We start from the raw sequence: 15,040 nt of genomic DNA on the forward strand, positions 1-15,040 counted from the left end.
CCTGGCATGCCAGCATTGCCCCGGCGGGCCGGAATGTGTCATGTAGGCCCGACTTTTCCGAAACGACACGCCATCCGCGCCAGACGCCAACGAGAGCAAGAATTCGATGAGAAACTTCCATTTCCCCGGCAGGTCCACGGTCCACGCCACCAACGCGATGGTGGCGACCTCGCATCCGCAGGCGTCGCTCGCCGCGATCGAGGTGCTGCGCGAGGGCGGCACGGCGGTGGACGCGGCCGTCGCGGGCTCGGCCATTCTCGGAGTGATCGAGCCGCAATCGACCGGCATCGGCGGCGACTGCTTTGCGCTGATCCAGCCGCGCGGTGAGGGCAAGATCATCGCCTATAACGGCTCCGGCCGCGCCCCGAAGGCGGCGAACGCCGACTGGTATCTCGAGCGCAAGATCAACTCCGTGCCGCTGACCTCGGCGCATGCGGTCTCGATTCCCGGCGTGATCGACGCCTTTGCGACCGTCTTGCGCGATCACGGCAAGTTCGGCTTCGACCGGCTGCTTCAGCCTGCGATCAAGGCCGCCGAGGAAGGCTATGTCGTCGCCCCTCGCATCGCCTTCGACTGGAAGAACCAGTTCGAGAAGCTGAAGGGTGGCACCAACACGGAGCGGTATCTGTTGCCGCACGGTAAGCCGCCGGTGGCCGGCGACGTCATCCGCCAGGCCGAGCTCGGCAAGACGCTGCGGGCGATCGCCAAGGACGGCCGCGACGCCTTCTACAAGGGCCCGATCGCGGAAGACATGGTGGAGACCCTGCGCGGAATCGGCGGCCTGCACACGCTCGACGATTTCGCCGCGCATACCACCGAAACGACGACGCCGATCGGCACCATGTACAAGGGCTACGACGTCTGGCAGTGCCCGCCGAACGGACCGGGCCTCACCATGCTGCTGATGTTGAACATCCTGTCGCGGTTCGACCTGACCAAATACGCGCCTCTCAGCGTCGAGCGTTTCCACCTCGAAGCCGAGGCCGCGCGCATCGCCTACATGCACCGCGAGCTGCATGTCGCCGATCCCGAGCATATGCAGGTCGAGGTCGCCAAGATCCTCGCCAAGGAATACTGCAACGAGCACATCGACAAGATCCGCATGGACGGCATGCTCGACCTGCCGAACGTCGCGCCGCCGATGAATCCCTCGACCATCTACATCACCGTCGTGGACAAGGACCGCAACGTCTGCTCGTTCATCAACTCGGTCGCGCATTCCTTCGGCTCGGCCATCGTCTCGAACAAGACCGGGGTTCTGCTCCAGAACCGCGCCGGCGGCTTCCGCATCCAGCCCGGCCATCCGAATTGCATCGCCGGCGGCAAGCGCCCGCTGCACACGATCATGCCGAGCCTGCTCACCAAGGGCGGCCGTTCCGTGATGCCGTTCGCGGTGATGGGCGGACAGTATCAGCCGGTTGGCCAGACCCATGTGGTGACCAACATCCTCGATTATGGCTGCGACGTGCAGGAGGCGATCGATATGCCGCGCGGCCTGCATTACGAGGGCCAGTACCAGCTCGAGGACAGCGTGCCGGCCGAGATCGCCGAAGGCCTGAAGAAACTCGGCCACAAGACCACCAGCGTCGTCGGTCCGCTCGGCGGCGCGCAGGCGATCTGGATCGACTGGGACAAGGGCACGCTCACCGGCGGTTCCGATCCGCGCAAGGACGGTTGCGCGCTCGGGTACTGACCACCGCGCACGGGGTTCCCCGCGCAAGATCAGGAAAAGTTGACGAAAGGGCGGCGCGGCATTTGCTGCGTCGCCCTTTCTCGTTCGGAACGGAGTTCATTGCTTCAGGTTAAGGGCCGATGAGCGGTGCAGGCGTGCGCTGCTTGCCCGAAGCGGCGGAGGCCCTCCCATGTCGGAAAAACCAGGTTCCGGACCGTCCGGATTCGATCGGCGCGCCTTCATCGCGGGCGCCGCCGGCAGTGCGCTGGTCCCCATGACGGCGCGTGCGGCCGCGCAGGATGCGAGCATGCCGGCCGCCCAGGATCCGGCGCTTCCCGTCGATGTCACGCTGCGGGTCAATGGCAAGGATAAGCGGCTGTGCATCGACGCGCGCACAACGGTGCTCGACGCGCTGCGGGAGCATCTCAAGCTCACCGGCAGCAAAAAGGGCTGCGACCACGGCCAATGTGGTGCCTGTACGGTGCTGATCGACGATCGACGCGTGGTGTCGTGCTTGACGCTCGCGCTCGCGGCCGAGGGGCAGGAGATCACGACGATCGAGGGTCTTGCCACCGACGATCATCTGCATCCGATGCAGCAGGCCTTCGTCGACAACGACGCGTTCCAATGCGGCTATTGTACGCCGGGCCAGATCATGTCCGCCGTGGCCTGCGTCAAGGAGGGGCATGCGGGCAGCGAGGCCGACATCCGCGAATACATGAGCGGCAACATCTGCCGCTGCGCCGCCTATCCCAACATCGTCGCTGCCGTGAAGCAGGCCGCGCCCGAGATCATGAAAGGCTAGGCGCATGCGACCGTTTTCGTATCAAAGGGCAACAGACCCGGACATGGCGGTGCAGGCGCTCGGCGCTGCCGCGGCTGCGAACAATCCGCTGACCAAGGCTACGGTACAGCCGCTCGCGGGCGGCACCACGCTGATCGACCTGATGAAGCTCGACGTGATGCGGCCCGCCGCGATCGTCGATATCAATCCGCTTGCGCGCAGCTGGTCGGCGATCGAGCTCGGCAGTGACGGCTTGCGGCTCGGCGCGCTGGCGAAGATGTCCGACGTGGCCGCGCATGCCGAGATCCAACGCAACTATCCGGTGATCGCGAATTCCCTGAAGCTCGCCGCCAGCGCCCAGCTGCGCAACATGGCGACGCTCGGCGGCAACGTGATGCAGCGAACGCGTTGCAGCTATTTCCGTGATGTCTCCTATGAGAATTGCAACAAGCGCAATCCTGGCTCGGGCTGTGCCGCCATGGATGGCGTCAATCGCATGCATGCGGTGCTCGGCACGTCCGATCAGTGCATCGCGACCTATCCCGGTGATTTTGCCCAGGCGCTGATCGCGCTCGATGCGATGGTCGAAATCACCGGCAGGTCCGGCACGCGCAACCTGCCGTTCGCGGAGTTGCACAAGGCGCCCGGCAGGACGCCCGAGATCAAGACCACGCTTCAGCCCGGTGAGCTGATCTCTGCGTTTTCCGTTCACGGCCGCTGGCCGCGCTCGGTGTATCTCAAGGCGCGCGACCGGCAGTCCTACGAGTTCGCGCTGTCGTCGGCTGCGGTCGCGCTCGACGTGCAGGATGGCACGATCAGGGACGCGCGTGTCGCGCTCGGCGGCGTCGCCACCGTGCCGTGGCGGGCGCGCGAGGCGGAGGCGATGCTGAAGGGACAGAAATTCGACGACGGTCTGGCGCAGCGTGTGGCCGATGCCGCCTTTGCCGACGCCAAGGGCCGCCGTCACAACGGCTTCAAGATCGCGCTCGGCAAGCGCGTGGTGGCGCGCGCGCTCCAGCAGGCCGTAACGATGGAGATCTGATCATGACCGCTGCAGCTCCCGAGCCGAAAGCAAACATGGGCCGGCCGGTGCCGCGCTATGACGCGGCCGCAAAGGTCACGGGCCGGGCGACATATGCATCCGACATGCCGCTCGACAATCCAGCCTACGCATTCCTGGTCACGAGCGGCGTCGCCAAGGGCCGCATCGACAGTTTCGATCTCGACGATGCCAGGCAGGTCCGCGGCGTAATCGACATCGTCACGCACGAGAGCGCTCCGAAGCTGAAAGAATCGAAACTGTTCAGCAATGGCGGCTATGCCGGCACCACGATCCAGCCGCTGAAATCGGCCGACATCGCCCATGACGGCCAGATCATCGCCGTCGTCATCGCCGAGAGTTACGAGGCGGCGCGCGAAGCCGCCAATCGCGTCAAGGTCAGCTACACGGCCGTAGCGCCGAGTGCGAGCTTCGAGTCGACGGGGACCACCACGGCAGCGGCAAAGGGACAGAACGCACAGTTCAAGGAAGACCCGGAGGTCGGCGATTTCGCCAAGGCGTTCGACGCGGCCGAGGTCAAGCTCACCGCCTCCTATGAAACGCCGACCCAGCACCACAATCCGATGGAGCTGTTTACGACGAGCTGCGCCTGGATGGGCGACGAGCTCGTCATCTATGAGGGCAGCCAATATGTCTATGGCCTGAAGAACGGCGTCGCCGAGCAGCTCGGCATCGACGCCGACAAGGTCCGCGTCGTCAATCCCTATGTCGGCGGCGGCTTTGGGTCGCGCGGCTCGATGACGCCCCGCACCGCCATCATCGCAGGCATTGCCAAACGCCTGAACCGGCCGATCAAGCTGGTGCCGACCCGCGACCAGGGCTTCACCATCGCCACCTACCGCGCCGAGACGCGCCATGAGATCAGGCTCGGTGCTGGTCGGGACGGCAAGCTGGTGGCTTTGAGGCATGACGGCGCGGAGGTTTCGTCGCGTCCCGATGCCTATTGCGTCGGCGGCACCAAGACCACGACGCGGCTCTATGCCTGCCCGAACGTCGCCAGTCTGGTGTCGATCGTGCGCGCCGACCGCAACACGCCGGGCTTCATGCGCTCCCCGCCGGAGGTTCCGTATCTCTTCGCGCTGGAGAGCGCGATGGACGAGCTTGCGGTGAAGCTGAACATGGACCCGGTCGAGCTCCGCCGCATCAACGACACCACCATGGAGCCGATCGGCGGCAAGCCCTATACCTCGCGGTCATTGATGGCGTGCTTCGACGAGGCCGCGAAGGCGTTCGGCTGGTCGCAGCGTTCGCCGCAGCCGAAATCGATGTCGGATGGCGATTGGCTGGTCGGCTATGGCTGTGCCGCCACCTGCTATCCGACGCAGATGGCGCCTTCTGCCGCGCGCGTTCGCCTCCAGCGCGACGGCCGTACCCGGGTCGAGATCGCCGGTCACGAGATCGGCACCGGTGCGTATACCGTGATCGCTCAGACCGCGGCCGAACGGCTCGGCGTGCCCTTGGAGAAGGTCGCGGTCTTCCTGGGTGACAGCGATCTGCCGCCGGCGCCTGTTGCCGGCGGTTCGAACTCGACTGCCAGCACCTGCTCGGCGGTGATGATGGTGTGCGACCGGATTCGTCAAAGGCTGTTCAAGGCCGTGATGCCAAGCAACAGCCTCGCCGACAAGGCCAAGGAGACTGTCGGCATCAGCCAGGCGCCGAGCACGCAGGCGGCGCAGAGCGATCGTCCTCTCGATCTTGAGAAGGCCTTCGACGCGCTCGGCGTCGGTATCGTCGAGGAATACGGCGAGTGGAAGCCCGAAGGCGCGCCGCTGGATTCCTTCACGGCGATGCACAGCGGGCACGCGCGGCTCGTCGGTGGCCATCAGATGAAGGACAAGATCGCCTACGCCTTCGGCGCCGAGTTCGTCGAAGTCCGCGTCAATCGCTTTACCCATGAAATTCGCTGCCCCCGGCTGGTGGGAGCGTTCGCGGCGGGCCGCATCATGAACCCGCGCACGGCGCGCAGCCAGCTCATGGGCGGCCTGATCTGGGGCATGTCCTCGGCGCTGCTGGAAGCCACCGAGATCGACGAGCGCAATGCGCGCTACGTCAACGACAATTTTGCCGACTATCTCGTGCCCGTGAATGCCGACGTGCCCGGTGTCGAGGTGTTGCTGCTCTCCGAGCAGGACGATCACATCAACCCGGCAGGCGTGAAGGGCCTCGGCGAGCTCGCCAATGTCGGCACCAATGCGGCGATCTGCAATGCGATCTATCACGCCACGGGCCAGCGTATTCGCAAGCTCCCCGTGCGGCTGGAAAATATCGAGGTGTGAGGGGTGGAAACGGCGTCGGCGTTGCGCTAGACACCTTGCGCCTCAAACGGAAGGTCTCTTATGCAGCGTTCACAGCGCGTGCTCCTCGCCATCATGTCGGCACTCGCGATCACCGTGATCGCCGGCGTGTCCGATTTTGTTTCCACCACGGCCTCGGCCCAGACCGCAGGGAAGACCATGACCACAGCTTCAGGTTTGCAGATCACCGACAGCGTCGCCGGCACCGGCGCTTCGCCCAAGCCCGGCCAGATCTGCGTGATGCACTACACCGGTTGGCTCTACGAGAACGGCCAGAAGGGCAAGAAATTCGACTCATCGGTCGACCGCAACGAGCCGTTCGAATTCCCGATCGGCAAGGGCCGCGTCATCGCCGGCTGGGACGAGGGTGTTGCCTCCATGAAGGTCGGCGGCAAGCGTACGCTGATCATTCCACCGCAGCTCGGCTATGGCGCCCGCGGCGCAGGCGGCGTGATCCCGCCGAACGCGACGCTGATGTTCGACGTGGAATTGCTCGGGGTGAAGTAAGCCCGCAAACAAAAAGACCGGCCTCTCGGCCGGTCTTTTCGCTTTCAGTGCGACGTGTTATCTCGTCTTATTCCGTCGCGCGCTTGGCCGCAGCGGCTGCGCGATCGACCGCATCCTTCGCGGCGTCCTTGGCGTCGCCCATGGCCTGCTGGCCCTTGCCCTTCACTTCCTGGACTGCACCTTCACCCTTCAGGCGCTCGGACCCGGTGGCTTCACCGACGCCCTGCTTGGCCTTGCCCATTGCCTCGTTTGCGGTGCCCTTGATCTTGTCGGTCGTGCTACCCATGAAACTCTCCTCGCGTTTTGCTCGCTAGGACAACGTTCGACGGCTATGAGGGTTCCGATTTTGTTATGGCTCGATGTCGCGGCTTTGGGTTAGTTTGCCGCACACGGAACCAACAGAAAGCAAGTCTCATGACCGGCCATGACCATTCGCATTCCCACCATGACCACGATCACGACGATCGCTGGAAACATGACGGCGTGCGCGTCATTCCCGGCAACCAGCTCGATACCAACGTGCCTTCGACGGCGGGCATGGACCGCGCGGCCGCGATCAATTTCGCGCGCGTCGGTGCGCAGAAATTGTGGGCGGGCACGGTCAGCATCAAGCCCGACGCCAAGACCGGCGCGCACCACCACGGCCATCTCGAAAGCGTCATCTACGTGGTGAAGGGCAAGGCGCGGATGCGCTGGGGCGAGAGCCTGCAATTCACCGCGGAAGCCGGCCCCGGCGACTTCATTTTCGTCCCGCCCTATGTGCCGCATCAGGAGATCAACGCCAGCGCGGACGAGGTGCTGGAATGCGTCCTGGTGCGCAGCGACGGCGAGGCGGTCGCGGTCAACCTCGACATCGAGCCGATCGAGAAGCCTGAGACCGTGCTGTGGGTCGATCCCATTCACCGCGATCCGAACGAGAAGAAGTGAGGAGCGCCTGAAAGCCAGCGGGTTCTGTGCGACAGAACCTCGCAGGCAAGGGTCAAAAAAAGATCCGGAAGCCGTGTCGGATCGCCGCCTGGCCGTCCGTCCTTGGGCAGAACCCCGCCCAAGGAGCTCCGATGCCCAGGATGATTTTCCTCAATCTGCCCGTGACCGACCTCAAGCGCGCCACTGCCTTTTACGAGGCGGTCGGTGCGACCAGGAACCCGCAATTCAGCGACGAAACGGCGAGCTGCATGGTCTTTTCCGAGACCATTTACGCGATGCTGACGACCCACGAGAAATTCCGTCAGTTCACGCCGAAGCCGATCTCGGATGCAAAGACCTCAAACCAGGCGCTGTTCTGCCTGTCCGCCGACAGCCGGACCGAGGTCGACGATATCGTCAGCAGGGCCGCGGCTGCAGGCGGGGTGGCCGATCCCAGCCCGAAGGACGAATACAGTTTCATGTACGGCCGCAGCTTCGAGGATCCGGACGGCCACATGTGGGGCGTGAACTGGATGGACATGGCGGCCTTCGCGGCGCAGTCCGACATGGCGAACGCCTGATCCAAGCCCACAACAGCAAGAAACTGAAGAGGAGCATTCAAGATGTCCAAGCTCGTGCCCTGCATGTGGTTCAACGGCGATGCCGAGGAAGCCGCGAAGTTCTACGTCTCGCTCGTTCCGAATTCGGAGATCACGCACGTTCAGCGCAACGTTTCAGATGGCCCGTCCGGCAAGGAAGGCTCCGTGCTCGTCGTCGAGTTCTCAGTGGCGGGACAGCCTTTGGTCGCGCTCAACGGCGGCATGAAAATGGAATACACCCACGCGATCTCGCTGATGATCCATTGCGACGATCAGGCCCAGGTCGATAGCGTCTGGAATGCGTTCCTGGCCCATGGCGGCAAGGAAGAGCAGTGCGGCTGGCTCAGGGATCGCTGGGGCGTGGCTTGGCAAGTCGTGCCGAAGGTGATGTTCGAGTTCCTTTCGAGCCCCGACAAGGCGGCTGCCGCACGCGCGATGCAGGCCATGATGAAGATGGTCAAGCTGGACGTGGAAACCTTGCGCCGCGCGTTCGAGGGCAAGTCGGCGGCGTAAAGGGCGTGCCCTTGCCGCATACTCACTGTCATCGCCCGGCTTGACCGGGCGATCCGGTACGCCGAGACGGCCGTTGGTCAATCGATAGACCGCGGCGTCCTGGATGCCCCGGTCGAGCCGGGGCATGACAGTGGAATTTGAGGCGAAAGCCCGCCGCTAATAATTGATCCGCAGCCCCACGCCGCCATGGATGGTGTTACCCACCGGCTGCGGGCCGAGCGTGCCGTTGGCGAACAGGTCCACGATCCAGCCCTTCTGTACGCGGAAGCCGAGCCGGCCGCCATATTCGAACCAGCCCTGGTTGCCCATGGTCGGCACCACCACGCCGTCGCCGGTCACGGTGGCGACGATGCCGCTGTGGGCAGCGAATGACTGCACCCAGCCGCCATTGATGTTGGCCTCGATATTGCTGCCATAGAGATGCGTCCACTGGCCGCCGATCTTGACCAGGCTGGTGCGGTCGGTACCGGTCGCGATGCTGGCGTCGAACGGATTGAACGCCACTGCGCTGTCGGTGTAGCCCGCGACGCGCTGCCACAGCTGCCAGACCTCGATCGAGGCGGCGACCTCGTCGCGGGGCGACACGCGACTTATCCAGCCGGCGCGGCCGTAGACGGCGTAGTTCGAAGCGTTGGTCGAACTCGTAACGCTCACCGGGCCGAGGCTGGTGTTGTAGCTGCGGGTGTAGCGCGCCTTCTCCCACGGCGTCAGGATCGTGCCGACGTCGAAGAACGGGCGCGACGAGCCCCAGTCGGTGAAGTCATAACGCAGCGCGAAGGCGCCGATCGGTGCGCTGGTGATGTTGTAGCCGCCCTCGCTGTATTGCGTGTAGGCGATGCCGGCGAGCAGCGACAGATTGTTGGTCAGCTCCTTGCGGCCGTGGATGCCCGCCGAGAACGAGCCGGCCGAGCCGAACGCGCTGACGCAGTTGCTGCAATTGACCTGCTCGTTGACGCCGAGCAGCACCGTGCCGAGCACCCGGTTGGTGATCATCTGGTTGAAGCGCTGGTTGGCAAGGCCGCCGATCGAGCCGCCGCTGGAATCCGCGCCGGTCGGTGTCGGCGTCGGGCTCGGCGACGATGACGGATAAGGGCTCGGCGACGATGACGGGGTGGGGCTGGGCGAGGGCGAGGGGCTGTAGGTCGGCGTCGGCGAGGGGAAATAGCTCGGCGCCGGTGTGGGCGTCGCCGTGGCGGCTGCCGCCAGACGGGTATCGACCGCGATCAGCGCAACCGCGGCCACGGCGGTCAGCACGCTCCCGAGCATGAAGCGCCTGATGGTGGTGGATATCGCCATCTTCAGCGTCCGCACAGCATGCCGTCGTCATGAACGGCGGGCGTGATGGTCGGCGACGCGTCCGCATATTGGTTGACCGCGCACAATCCCGCGCTCGCGGCGCAGGTCGCGGCAAAAGTCCAGGGCGGCGTATTGGTCTTACTGATGGAGACCTTGCCCCCGGTCGAGGTGATGATTGCAGTGTCGCCGGGCTGGGTGAGCTGCACGCACTGTTGGCTTGTCGTGCAGACACTGGCGGCGCCGTCCTGCAGCACGACGACCGAGCGGCCGCGCTGGGACAGGATATCGAGTGTGGTGCCGCGCACGCCGATGGTCGCGAGCGGGGTCGTGATCTTGTAGGCGGTCTTCTCGGAATGTCCGGTGACGAAACGGAATGCGCCGGTCGTCATGCGGATTGCGACGTCGCGATAGCTGTGCTCGTCGTTGAAGACGGTGCGGTCGAGCTTGAGCGTCGCGCTCGGACCGAGCGACAGATTGGTGCTGTCGGCCATCACGAAGCGCGCCGCGCTGCCGGCGCCGGTGCGCACGGTCTCGTCGCGCAGCATGCTGTCGCCGACGCTGATCGGCGTCGTGTTCGCGGCCACGCGAACGACTTCATTCTGAATCAAGACGGCTTCACCGACGCGCGTCTGCGCCTGGGCGCAAGGGGTCGCGCACAAGCCGGCCGACAACAGCGTGAAGAAAAGCCAGAAACGCAAATTCATTTCGCAACCGATCGATGTGTCCCTGATCGTACCGGATCATGCGCGCTTGCGATGTGGCGGAATTATCACAAGCGGCGCGCGACCTGCGTTATGCTTAGTGACAGTTGCGGCAGAATGCGTTCAATGAAAACCGCGATCCCTACTATTCTCCGCGGTGACGCAAAATTGCCACGCAAAACATCCCCCCAAATGCCGCTCGACTTGCCCGCGGTTCCGAAGGTGTCGCGGAGCGCAGTGATTGCTGTCGCGATTTTCCTGGTCGCGCATCTCGCACTGCTGATCGGCCTGACGACGCCGGAAAAGTTTGTCTTCGACGAGGTGCACTACGTGCCGGCGGCGCGACAGATGCTGGCACCATCGATGTCGCAGCCGATGCTCAATCCGATGCATCCGCCATTGGCGAAAGAGCTGATCGCGCTATCGATCGCGGTCTTCGGCGACACCGCGCTGGGCTGGCGCTATCCCGCGGCGTTGTTTGGCGCCCTCGCTATCGTCGCGATCTATCTGTGCGGCCTCGCACTGTTCGCCGCGCAAGGGCCTGCGATCGCCGCTGCGCTGATCGCCGGCTGCAATCAGATGCTGTACGTGCAGGCGCGCGTCGCGATGCTCGACATTTTTGCGCTCGGCTTCGGCCTGCTCGCGATTGCCGCCTTCATGCACGGTTTTCGAAAGGATCGTCCTCATGCGTTGTTCGCGGCTGCCGGCAGCCTGTTCGGCTGTGCTGCGGCCTGCAAATGGAGCGGCCTGTTTCCGCTCGCAATCTGCATCGTCATCGTCGCGGTGATCCGCCTGATGCAGGGCTGGCACACTATGTTTGCCGACGCGAAGCCGGGGGATTGGTACCGGCCCGATCTCTGGCCCGACTTCAGACTACATCACGTCGTGCTCTGCTTCATCGTCCTGCCCGTGGCGACATATCTTGCGGCCTTCGTCCCGCTCTACGGCGTGTCGCTGCCGGATCTGGTCGAGGCGCAACGCCGGATCTTCGCCGACAACACCACCACCGCCATCGCCGGCCACACTTATATGAGCGCGTGGCCGTCATGGCCGCTGCTCGCGCGCCCGGTGTGGTTCCTGTTCGACAAGGGCGCGGACGACAATGTCTCCGCGATCGTCTTCCTCGGTAACCCCCTGGTGCTGTGGCCGGCGCTGCTCGCGCTCGCCGTCGTGCTGCGCGACTTCGTCGTCGCGCGTCGCCGGGATGCGTTCCTGATCGTGGCCTTCTATTTCGGATCCTGGCTCTCCTGGGCGTTGCTGCCGCGCACGCTGGCCTTCATCTATTACTATCTGCCGGCCGCGACCGTGGCGTCGCTTGCACTGGTCTACGTGCTGCGCCGGGACGGTCTGCCACGCTGGCTGTTGTGGGCCTATGTCGCGGTCGCGGCAGCAGGCTTTGCCGCCATGCTGCCGATCTCGGCGGCCTTCGTCGGCACGTCGATGCAGACCTTCAACCGGCTGATGCTCTTCCAAGCCTGGATATGACATCGCCGCCTGCCGGGGGAGCGGCAGGCGGCGCCTTTATGGGCGATGACCTGTGAATTATTTCGACGCTGTCTTGGTGTCCATGTTCACGACCTGGACGCGGCGGTTGATCGGGTCGGCGCCGTTGGCGGCGTCCTTCAGCTTGGTCTTGCCGTAGCCGACGGTGACGAGATCGGTGCCGGTGAGGCCGTAGTTCTGCACCAAATATTTCTTGATGGTGTCAGCACGCCGCTCGGAGAGCCCCTGATTGTATCCCTCGGTGCCGACCGCATCGGTGTGGCCGGCGACCACGAAGGTCGAGCCCTTCAGCGAGGGATCGGACAGCGCCTTGCCGAGCGCCTGCACCGACGGCACTGACGTCTTGGCGATGTCGGCCGAGTTGTAGTCGAACTGGATCTCCAGATCGATCTTCGGCTTGGTCGCGGCGAGCTCGGCAATCTGCTCGCGCTCGCCCGTCGACAGCGACCGCGTCGAGCGGTTGCGCACGGTGTTCAGGAACGTCGATTCCTTGGCCTGCACCGCCGGATCGACCTGCGGACCTGCGGACAGGCCGCGGGTCGTCGACTTCGGCTTCAATGCATCCAGGATCTGGTTGGTAGAGACATTGCCGTCGCCGGCCATGGCCAGGCCGGCTGTCATCGACAGAAGTGCCGAGAGGGTCATCGCCTTCAGTGCAAAAGACTTATTGAAACTAGTCATTGTCGTATCCTCATTGTGACGCCTGATGGCTATTTGATGCTGCAAGCATAGGGCAGGTTCAAAACCCCTGGTGTGATCTTGGTCACGGTGGAAACGGGTTCCTCCGGGGCCATGCAGCGAATTTCAAGCGGTTTCGGGTTCATGGAGGGCCGTCCCGCGGTCCGCTCCAAGGACGGATGCTGACGCGTGAAGAGAGTGGTCGCACGCCTGCCGACGAACGTTCGAGCCGTCGCAATCCTGGCGTGATCCGCATCACTGAGGACCGCCGCGCCCAGGGGCCGCTCGGGGGCCGGGGCCCGGTTCACTCAGGAAACCTGTGCTGACCGATTGTCGCAAAGCCGTCGCGTGATGGCCTGTCTGTGAACAATTTTTCGGCCAGATGGGCGCCTAGCAGGGCACAGCCTCCGACAAGCGCGAACGAAGGGAGCCGAGTTCCACCCAGTGCCGAGGCCGAGTGATTATCAGTTCTATCGCAGTGGCCCGCCGGATCGGACCGTGTCCCTGAGCTCCATGCCCATTTACATCGGCGCGGCGATGATCGCGGTGGCGATCCTGCTGTCGACACTGATCACGGGGCTGACCTCCCGCTATGTCGGGTTTCAAGCGCCGACCGACGAGAACATGTGGCTGGTCGATCGTCTCACCGGCAGTGTCTATCGGTGCCAGGCGGAGGAGCGCGGCAAGGCCTCGTGCGAACCCGATGTCGCAACAGGCAGCGTTGGCGACCGGTCCAAAGCCCCGAAAGCTGGCCGCTGAGCCCTCCGCCTTCGCAGCGCAGCAAGAAAATTGTCTTCTCCCCGAAACGTCTTCGCCGGAGAATACGTATTGCGAAGGCCGGCATGACGCCGGTTTCGTTTTTACGGAGGAGACTTTTCGATGAAAATGTTGCTCACAGCCGCAGCTTTGGTCGCGCTCACCCTTTCCCTTTCACCGGCATCCGCCGCCATGATGGCGTGCACCGGCGATAACATGATGAAATCGACAGCCATGATGATGGGCACGGCCGATACTCCGGCCAAGGTCGCGGCCAACAAGGAAATGGCCATGGCCAACACCGACATGAGCAATGGCAAGATGAAGGGCGGCTGCATGCATTACATGAAGGCGCAGAAGGCCATGATGATGAAATAGGGCCTCGGCCACGCCAAGCGGCCGCGCTGTCAGCAGATGGCAGCGCGGCTTTTTCTTTTGCTGCGTCCAGTCCGCTTCTTTCTCCCGGCGCGAATCCCGCTACATTCCCTCCCGCAATGTCCCGCGCCCCCAAACCGATTCCACTGACCACGAGACAGGCCCGGCAAATCTGGCTTCATGCCCAGCGGCTGGACGAGCGCGCGCCGTTCGGTGACGGCGCGCAAGCCGTCTCCGACGCGGTCGCCCATCTCGGCTATGTGCAGATCGACACCATCAACGTGATCGAGCGCTGCCATCACCACATCCTGTTTAGCCGGATCCCGTCCTACCGCCGCGCCGACCTGCGCCACGCCCAGAGCGTAGATAGAAGCGTCTTTGAGTATTGGACGCATGCGCTCTCTTACGTGCCGGCCGGTGACTTCCGCTTCTTCCTGCCGGCGATGCGCGAGCACCGCCGTGAGGGGCACAAATGGTTCGCCTCGGTAAAACCCGCCGACATGCGCAAGGTGATGCGGCTGGTGCGCGCCGGCCCGCTGACGATCCGCGACATCGAGGACGACGTGCTCACCGAGAAGGAGCATCTCTGGCAAAGCCGAAAACCCTCGAAGCGGGCATTGCAGCTCGCCTTCTATACGGGGGCCGTGACCGTCAGCGAGCGCCAGGGCATGCTCAAGACCTATGAGCTGATGACGCGCCATTTCGGCTGGGAAAAGCTGCCGAAGCCGGCCTCGGCAAAGGACATTACAGGCTATCTGCTCGATCGTGCGCTGCGATCGCAAGGTGTTGTGAGCCTCGATTCGGTCTGCCATCTCGACGCGCCGCGCAAAACGGGGGTGGCTGCGCTGATCGCCTCGCGCGTGCGCCGTGGCGAGCTCGTGCCTGTCGCCATCGAAGGTGCCGGCAAGCAGGAGCACTGGGCGTCGCCGGCTGCGCTCGAGCCAGGCGAGCGTGCGCCGCCGGACCTCGTCCATATCCTGTCGCCGTTCGATCCGCTGATTATCCAGCGCAAGCGCACCAATGTTATCTTCGGCTACAACCATCTGTTCGAGGCCTATGTGCCGAAGGCCAAGCGCAAGCTCGGCTATTTCGTGCTGCCCGTACTGGTCGGCGACGAGATCGTCGCCGCGCTCGATCTGAAGACCGACCGGCAGGCAAAGAAGCTGCTGATGCAGAAATGGACCTGGGTCGGCGAGGGGAAGAAGACCGCAGGGCGCAAGGAATTCAAACGGAAGATCGAGGAGGAGCTCGATCGTTTTGAGAAGTTTCAATTGGCGGAGTAGTTGTGCGCTGCGCGGATGACCGAGCTCTGTCGTAGCGCAACGTGGTGACGGGCTGCGCCCCTCGCATTGCTTGCTCCATTGACTCTTTTGCGGTGATGCTCAAAACCCCGGAT

Annotated in this window: 16 protein-coding genes; 12 read left to right on the forward strand and 4 right to left on the reverse strand. The window is 64.1% G+C overall.

What is annotated here, in order from left to right:
- The first annotated feature begins 106 nt into the window (after positions 1-106).
- The 5 genes from ggt (at position 107) to AC0L3S_RS09660 (ending at position 6,317) form a co-directional block, all read left to right on the forward strand.
- Positions 107-1,693, forward strand: coding sequence for a gamma-glutamyltransferase (gene ggt / locus AC0L3S_RS09640; protein WP_473278896.1), 1,587 nt, complete (start codon positions 107-109; stop codon positions 1,691-1,693).
- Between the two features lie 169 nt (positions 1,694-1,862).
- Positions 1,863-2,477 carry a (2Fe-2S)-binding protein gene (locus AC0L3S_RS09645; RefSeq protein WP_473278897.1) on the forward strand — a complete coding sequence of 205 codons (615 nt, stop codon included), beginning with the start codon at positions 1,863-1,865 and terminating at the stop codon, positions 2,475-2,477.
- 4 nt (positions 2,478-2,481) lie between these two features.
- Positions 2,482-3,498, forward strand: a complete 1,017-nt coding sequence (locus AC0L3S_RS09650; protein ID WP_473278898.1) for an FAD binding domain-containing protein — start codon at positions 2,482-2,484, stop codon at positions 3,496-3,498.
- A 2-nt stretch (positions 3,499-3,500) separates the two neighbouring features.
- Entirely contained in the window at positions 3,501-5,792 is a 2,292-nt protein-coding gene (locus AC0L3S_RS09655) for a xanthine dehydrogenase family protein molybdopterin-binding subunit (RefSeq protein ID WP_473278899.1), read from the forward strand.
- A 60-nt stretch (positions 5,793-5,852) separates the two neighbouring features.
- Positions 5,853-6,317: an FKBP-type peptidyl-prolyl cis-trans isomerase gene (locus tag AC0L3S_RS09660; protein WP_473278901.1), complete on the forward strand. Its 465-nt coding sequence runs from the start codon at positions 5,853-5,855 to the stop codon at positions 6,315-6,317.
- 67 nt (positions 6,318-6,384) lie between these two features.
- Here the strand turns inward: AC0L3S_RS09660 and AC0L3S_RS09665 are convergent, their stop codons facing one another.
- Positions 6,385-6,603 (reverse strand): CsbD family protein, encoded by a 219-nt coding sequence (locus AC0L3S_RS09665; RefSeq protein ID WP_007606928.1) that lies wholly within the window; start codon positions 6,601-6,603, stop codon positions 6,385-6,387.
- Positions 6,604-6,731: 128 nt separating this feature from the next.
- On the opposite strand from AC0L3S_RS09665, the gene AC0L3S_RS09670 reads away from it, so the two are divergent.
- The 3 genes from AC0L3S_RS09670 (at position 6,732) to AC0L3S_RS09680 (ending at position 8,335) form a co-directional block, all read left to right on the forward strand.
- Positions 6,732-7,244 (forward strand): cupin domain-containing protein, encoded by a 513-nt coding sequence (locus tag AC0L3S_RS09670; protein WP_473262780.1) that lies wholly within the window; start codon positions 6,732-6,734, stop codon positions 7,242-7,244.
- Between the two features lie 131 nt (positions 7,245-7,375).
- A complete protein-coding gene (locus tag AC0L3S_RS09675) occupies positions 7,376-7,804 on the forward strand; it encodes a VOC family protein (RefSeq protein ID WP_473278902.1) in 429 nt (142 codons plus the stop codon).
- A gap of 42 nt (positions 7,805-7,846) precedes the next feature.
- Positions 7,847-8,335, forward strand: coding sequence for a VOC family protein (locus tag AC0L3S_RS09680; protein ID WP_473278903.1), 489 nt, complete (start codon positions 7,847-7,849; stop codon positions 8,333-8,335).
- 156 nt (positions 8,336-8,491) lie between these two features.
- Here the strand turns inward: AC0L3S_RS09680 and AC0L3S_RS09685 are convergent, their stop codons facing one another.
- Positions 8,492-9,631 (reverse strand): hypothetical protein, encoded by a 1,140-nt coding sequence (locus tag AC0L3S_RS09685; RefSeq protein WP_473278904.1) that lies wholly within the window; start codon positions 9,629-9,631, stop codon positions 8,492-8,494.
- 2 nt (positions 9,632-9,633) lie between these two features.
- Positions 9,634-10,335 carry a FecR family protein gene (locus AC0L3S_RS09690; RefSeq protein ID WP_473262784.1) on the reverse strand — a complete coding sequence of 234 codons (702 nt, stop codon included), beginning with the start codon at positions 10,333-10,335 and terminating at the stop codon, positions 9,634-9,636.
- Between the two features lie 51 nt (positions 10,336-10,386).
- Between AC0L3S_RS09690 and AC0L3S_RS09695 the strand changes: the two genes are divergently transcribed.
- Positions 10,387-11,817: a phospholipid carrier-dependent glycosyltransferase gene (locus AC0L3S_RS09695; protein WP_473278905.1), complete on the forward strand. Its 1,431-nt coding sequence runs from the start codon at positions 10,387-10,389 to the stop codon at positions 11,815-11,817.
- Positions 11,818-11,874: 57 nt separating this feature from the next.
- Here the strand turns inward: AC0L3S_RS09695 and AC0L3S_RS09700 are convergent, their stop codons facing one another.
- A complete protein-coding gene (locus AC0L3S_RS09700) occupies positions 11,875-12,516 on the reverse strand; it encodes an OmpA family protein (RefSeq protein ID WP_473278906.1) in 642 nt (213 codons plus the stop codon).
- 510 nt (positions 12,517-13,026) lie between these two features.
- Here AC0L3S_RS09700 and AC0L3S_RS09705 point away from each other — a divergent pair.
- From AC0L3S_RS09705 to AC0L3S_RS09715, 3 genes are all read left to right on the forward strand, one after another.
- Complete coding sequence (locus AC0L3S_RS09705) at positions 13,027-13,272, forward strand: hypothetical protein (RefSeq protein WP_473262787.1); 246 nt, start codon at positions 13,027-13,029, stop codon at positions 13,270-13,272.
- Positions 13,273-13,392: 120 nt separating this feature from the next.
- Positions 13,393-13,647 carry a hypothetical protein gene (locus AC0L3S_RS09710; RefSeq protein WP_473262788.1) on the forward strand — a complete coding sequence of 85 codons (255 nt, stop codon included), beginning with the start codon at positions 13,393-13,395 and terminating at the stop codon, positions 13,645-13,647.
- Between the two features lie 116 nt (positions 13,648-13,763).
- Complete coding sequence (locus AC0L3S_RS09715) at positions 13,764-14,927, forward strand: winged helix-turn-helix domain-containing protein (RefSeq protein WP_473262789.1); 1,164 nt, start codon at positions 13,764-13,766, stop codon at positions 14,925-14,927.
- The last annotated feature ends 113 nt before the right edge of the window (positions 14,928-15,040 follow it).

Source organism: Bradyrhizobium sp. Ken01, from assembly GCF_055807355.1.

What these genes read in the sequence shown, in the direction of transcription:
- ggt (WP_473278896.1), top strand. Translation starts at nt 107, where the DNA reads ATGAGAAACTTCCATTTCCCCGGCAGGTCCACGGTCCACGCCACCAAC.
- AC0L3S_RS09645 (WP_473278897.1), top strand. Translation starts at nt 1,863, where the DNA reads ATGTCGGAAAAACCAGGTTCCGGACCGTCCGGATTCGATCGGCGCGCC.
- AC0L3S_RS09650 (WP_473278898.1), top strand. Translation starts at nt 2,482, where the DNA reads ATGCGACCGTTTTCGTATCAAAGGGCAACAGACCCGGACATGGCGGTG.
- AC0L3S_RS09655 (WP_473278899.1), top strand. Translation starts at nt 3,501, where the DNA reads ATGACCGCTGCAGCTCCCGAGCCGAAAGCAAACATGGGCCGGCCGGTG.
- AC0L3S_RS09660 (WP_473278901.1), top strand. Translation starts at nt 5,853, where the DNA reads ATGCAGCGTTCACAGCGCGTGCTCCTCGCCATCATGTCGGCACTCGCG.
- AC0L3S_RS09665 (WP_007606928.1), bottom strand. Translation starts at nt 6,603, where the DNA reads ATGGGTAGCACGACCGACAAGATCAAGGGCACCGCAAACGAGGCAATG.
- AC0L3S_RS09670 (WP_473262780.1), top strand. Translation starts at nt 6,732, where the DNA reads ATGACCGGCCATGACCATTCGCATTCCCACCATGACCACGATCACGAC.
- AC0L3S_RS09675 (WP_473278902.1), top strand. Translation starts at nt 7,376, where the DNA reads ATGCCCAGGATGATTTTCCTCAATCTGCCCGTGACCGACCTCAAGCGC.
- AC0L3S_RS09680 (WP_473278903.1), top strand. Translation starts at nt 7,847, where the DNA reads ATGTCCAAGCTCGTGCCCTGCATGTGGTTCAACGGCGATGCCGAGGAA.
- AC0L3S_RS09685 (WP_473278904.1), bottom strand. Translation starts at nt 9,631, where the DNA reads ATGGCGATATCCACCACCATCAGGCGCTTCATGCTCGGGAGCGTGCTG.
- AC0L3S_RS09690 (WP_473262784.1), bottom strand. Translation starts at nt 10,335, where the DNA reads ATGAATTTGCGTTTCTGGCTTTTCTTCACGCTGTTGTCGGCCGGCTTG.
- AC0L3S_RS09695 (WP_473278905.1), top strand. Translation starts at nt 10,387, where the DNA reads ATGTGGCGGAATTATCACAAGCGGCGCGCGACCTGCGTTATGCTTAGT.
- AC0L3S_RS09700 (WP_473278906.1), bottom strand. Translation starts at nt 12,516, where the DNA reads ATGACTAGTTTCAATAAGTCTTTTGCACTGAAGGCGATGACCCTCTCG.
- AC0L3S_RS09705 (WP_473262787.1), top strand. Translation starts at nt 13,027, where the DNA reads ATGCCCATTTACATCGGCGCGGCGATGATCGCGGTGGCGATCCTGCTG.
- AC0L3S_RS09710 (WP_473262788.1), top strand. Translation starts at nt 13,393, where the DNA reads ATGAAAATGTTGCTCACAGCCGCAGCTTTGGTCGCGCTCACCCTTTCC.
- AC0L3S_RS09715 (WP_473262789.1), top strand. Translation starts at nt 13,764, where the DNA reads ATGTCCCGCGCCCCCAAACCGATTCCACTGACCACGAGACAGGCCCGG.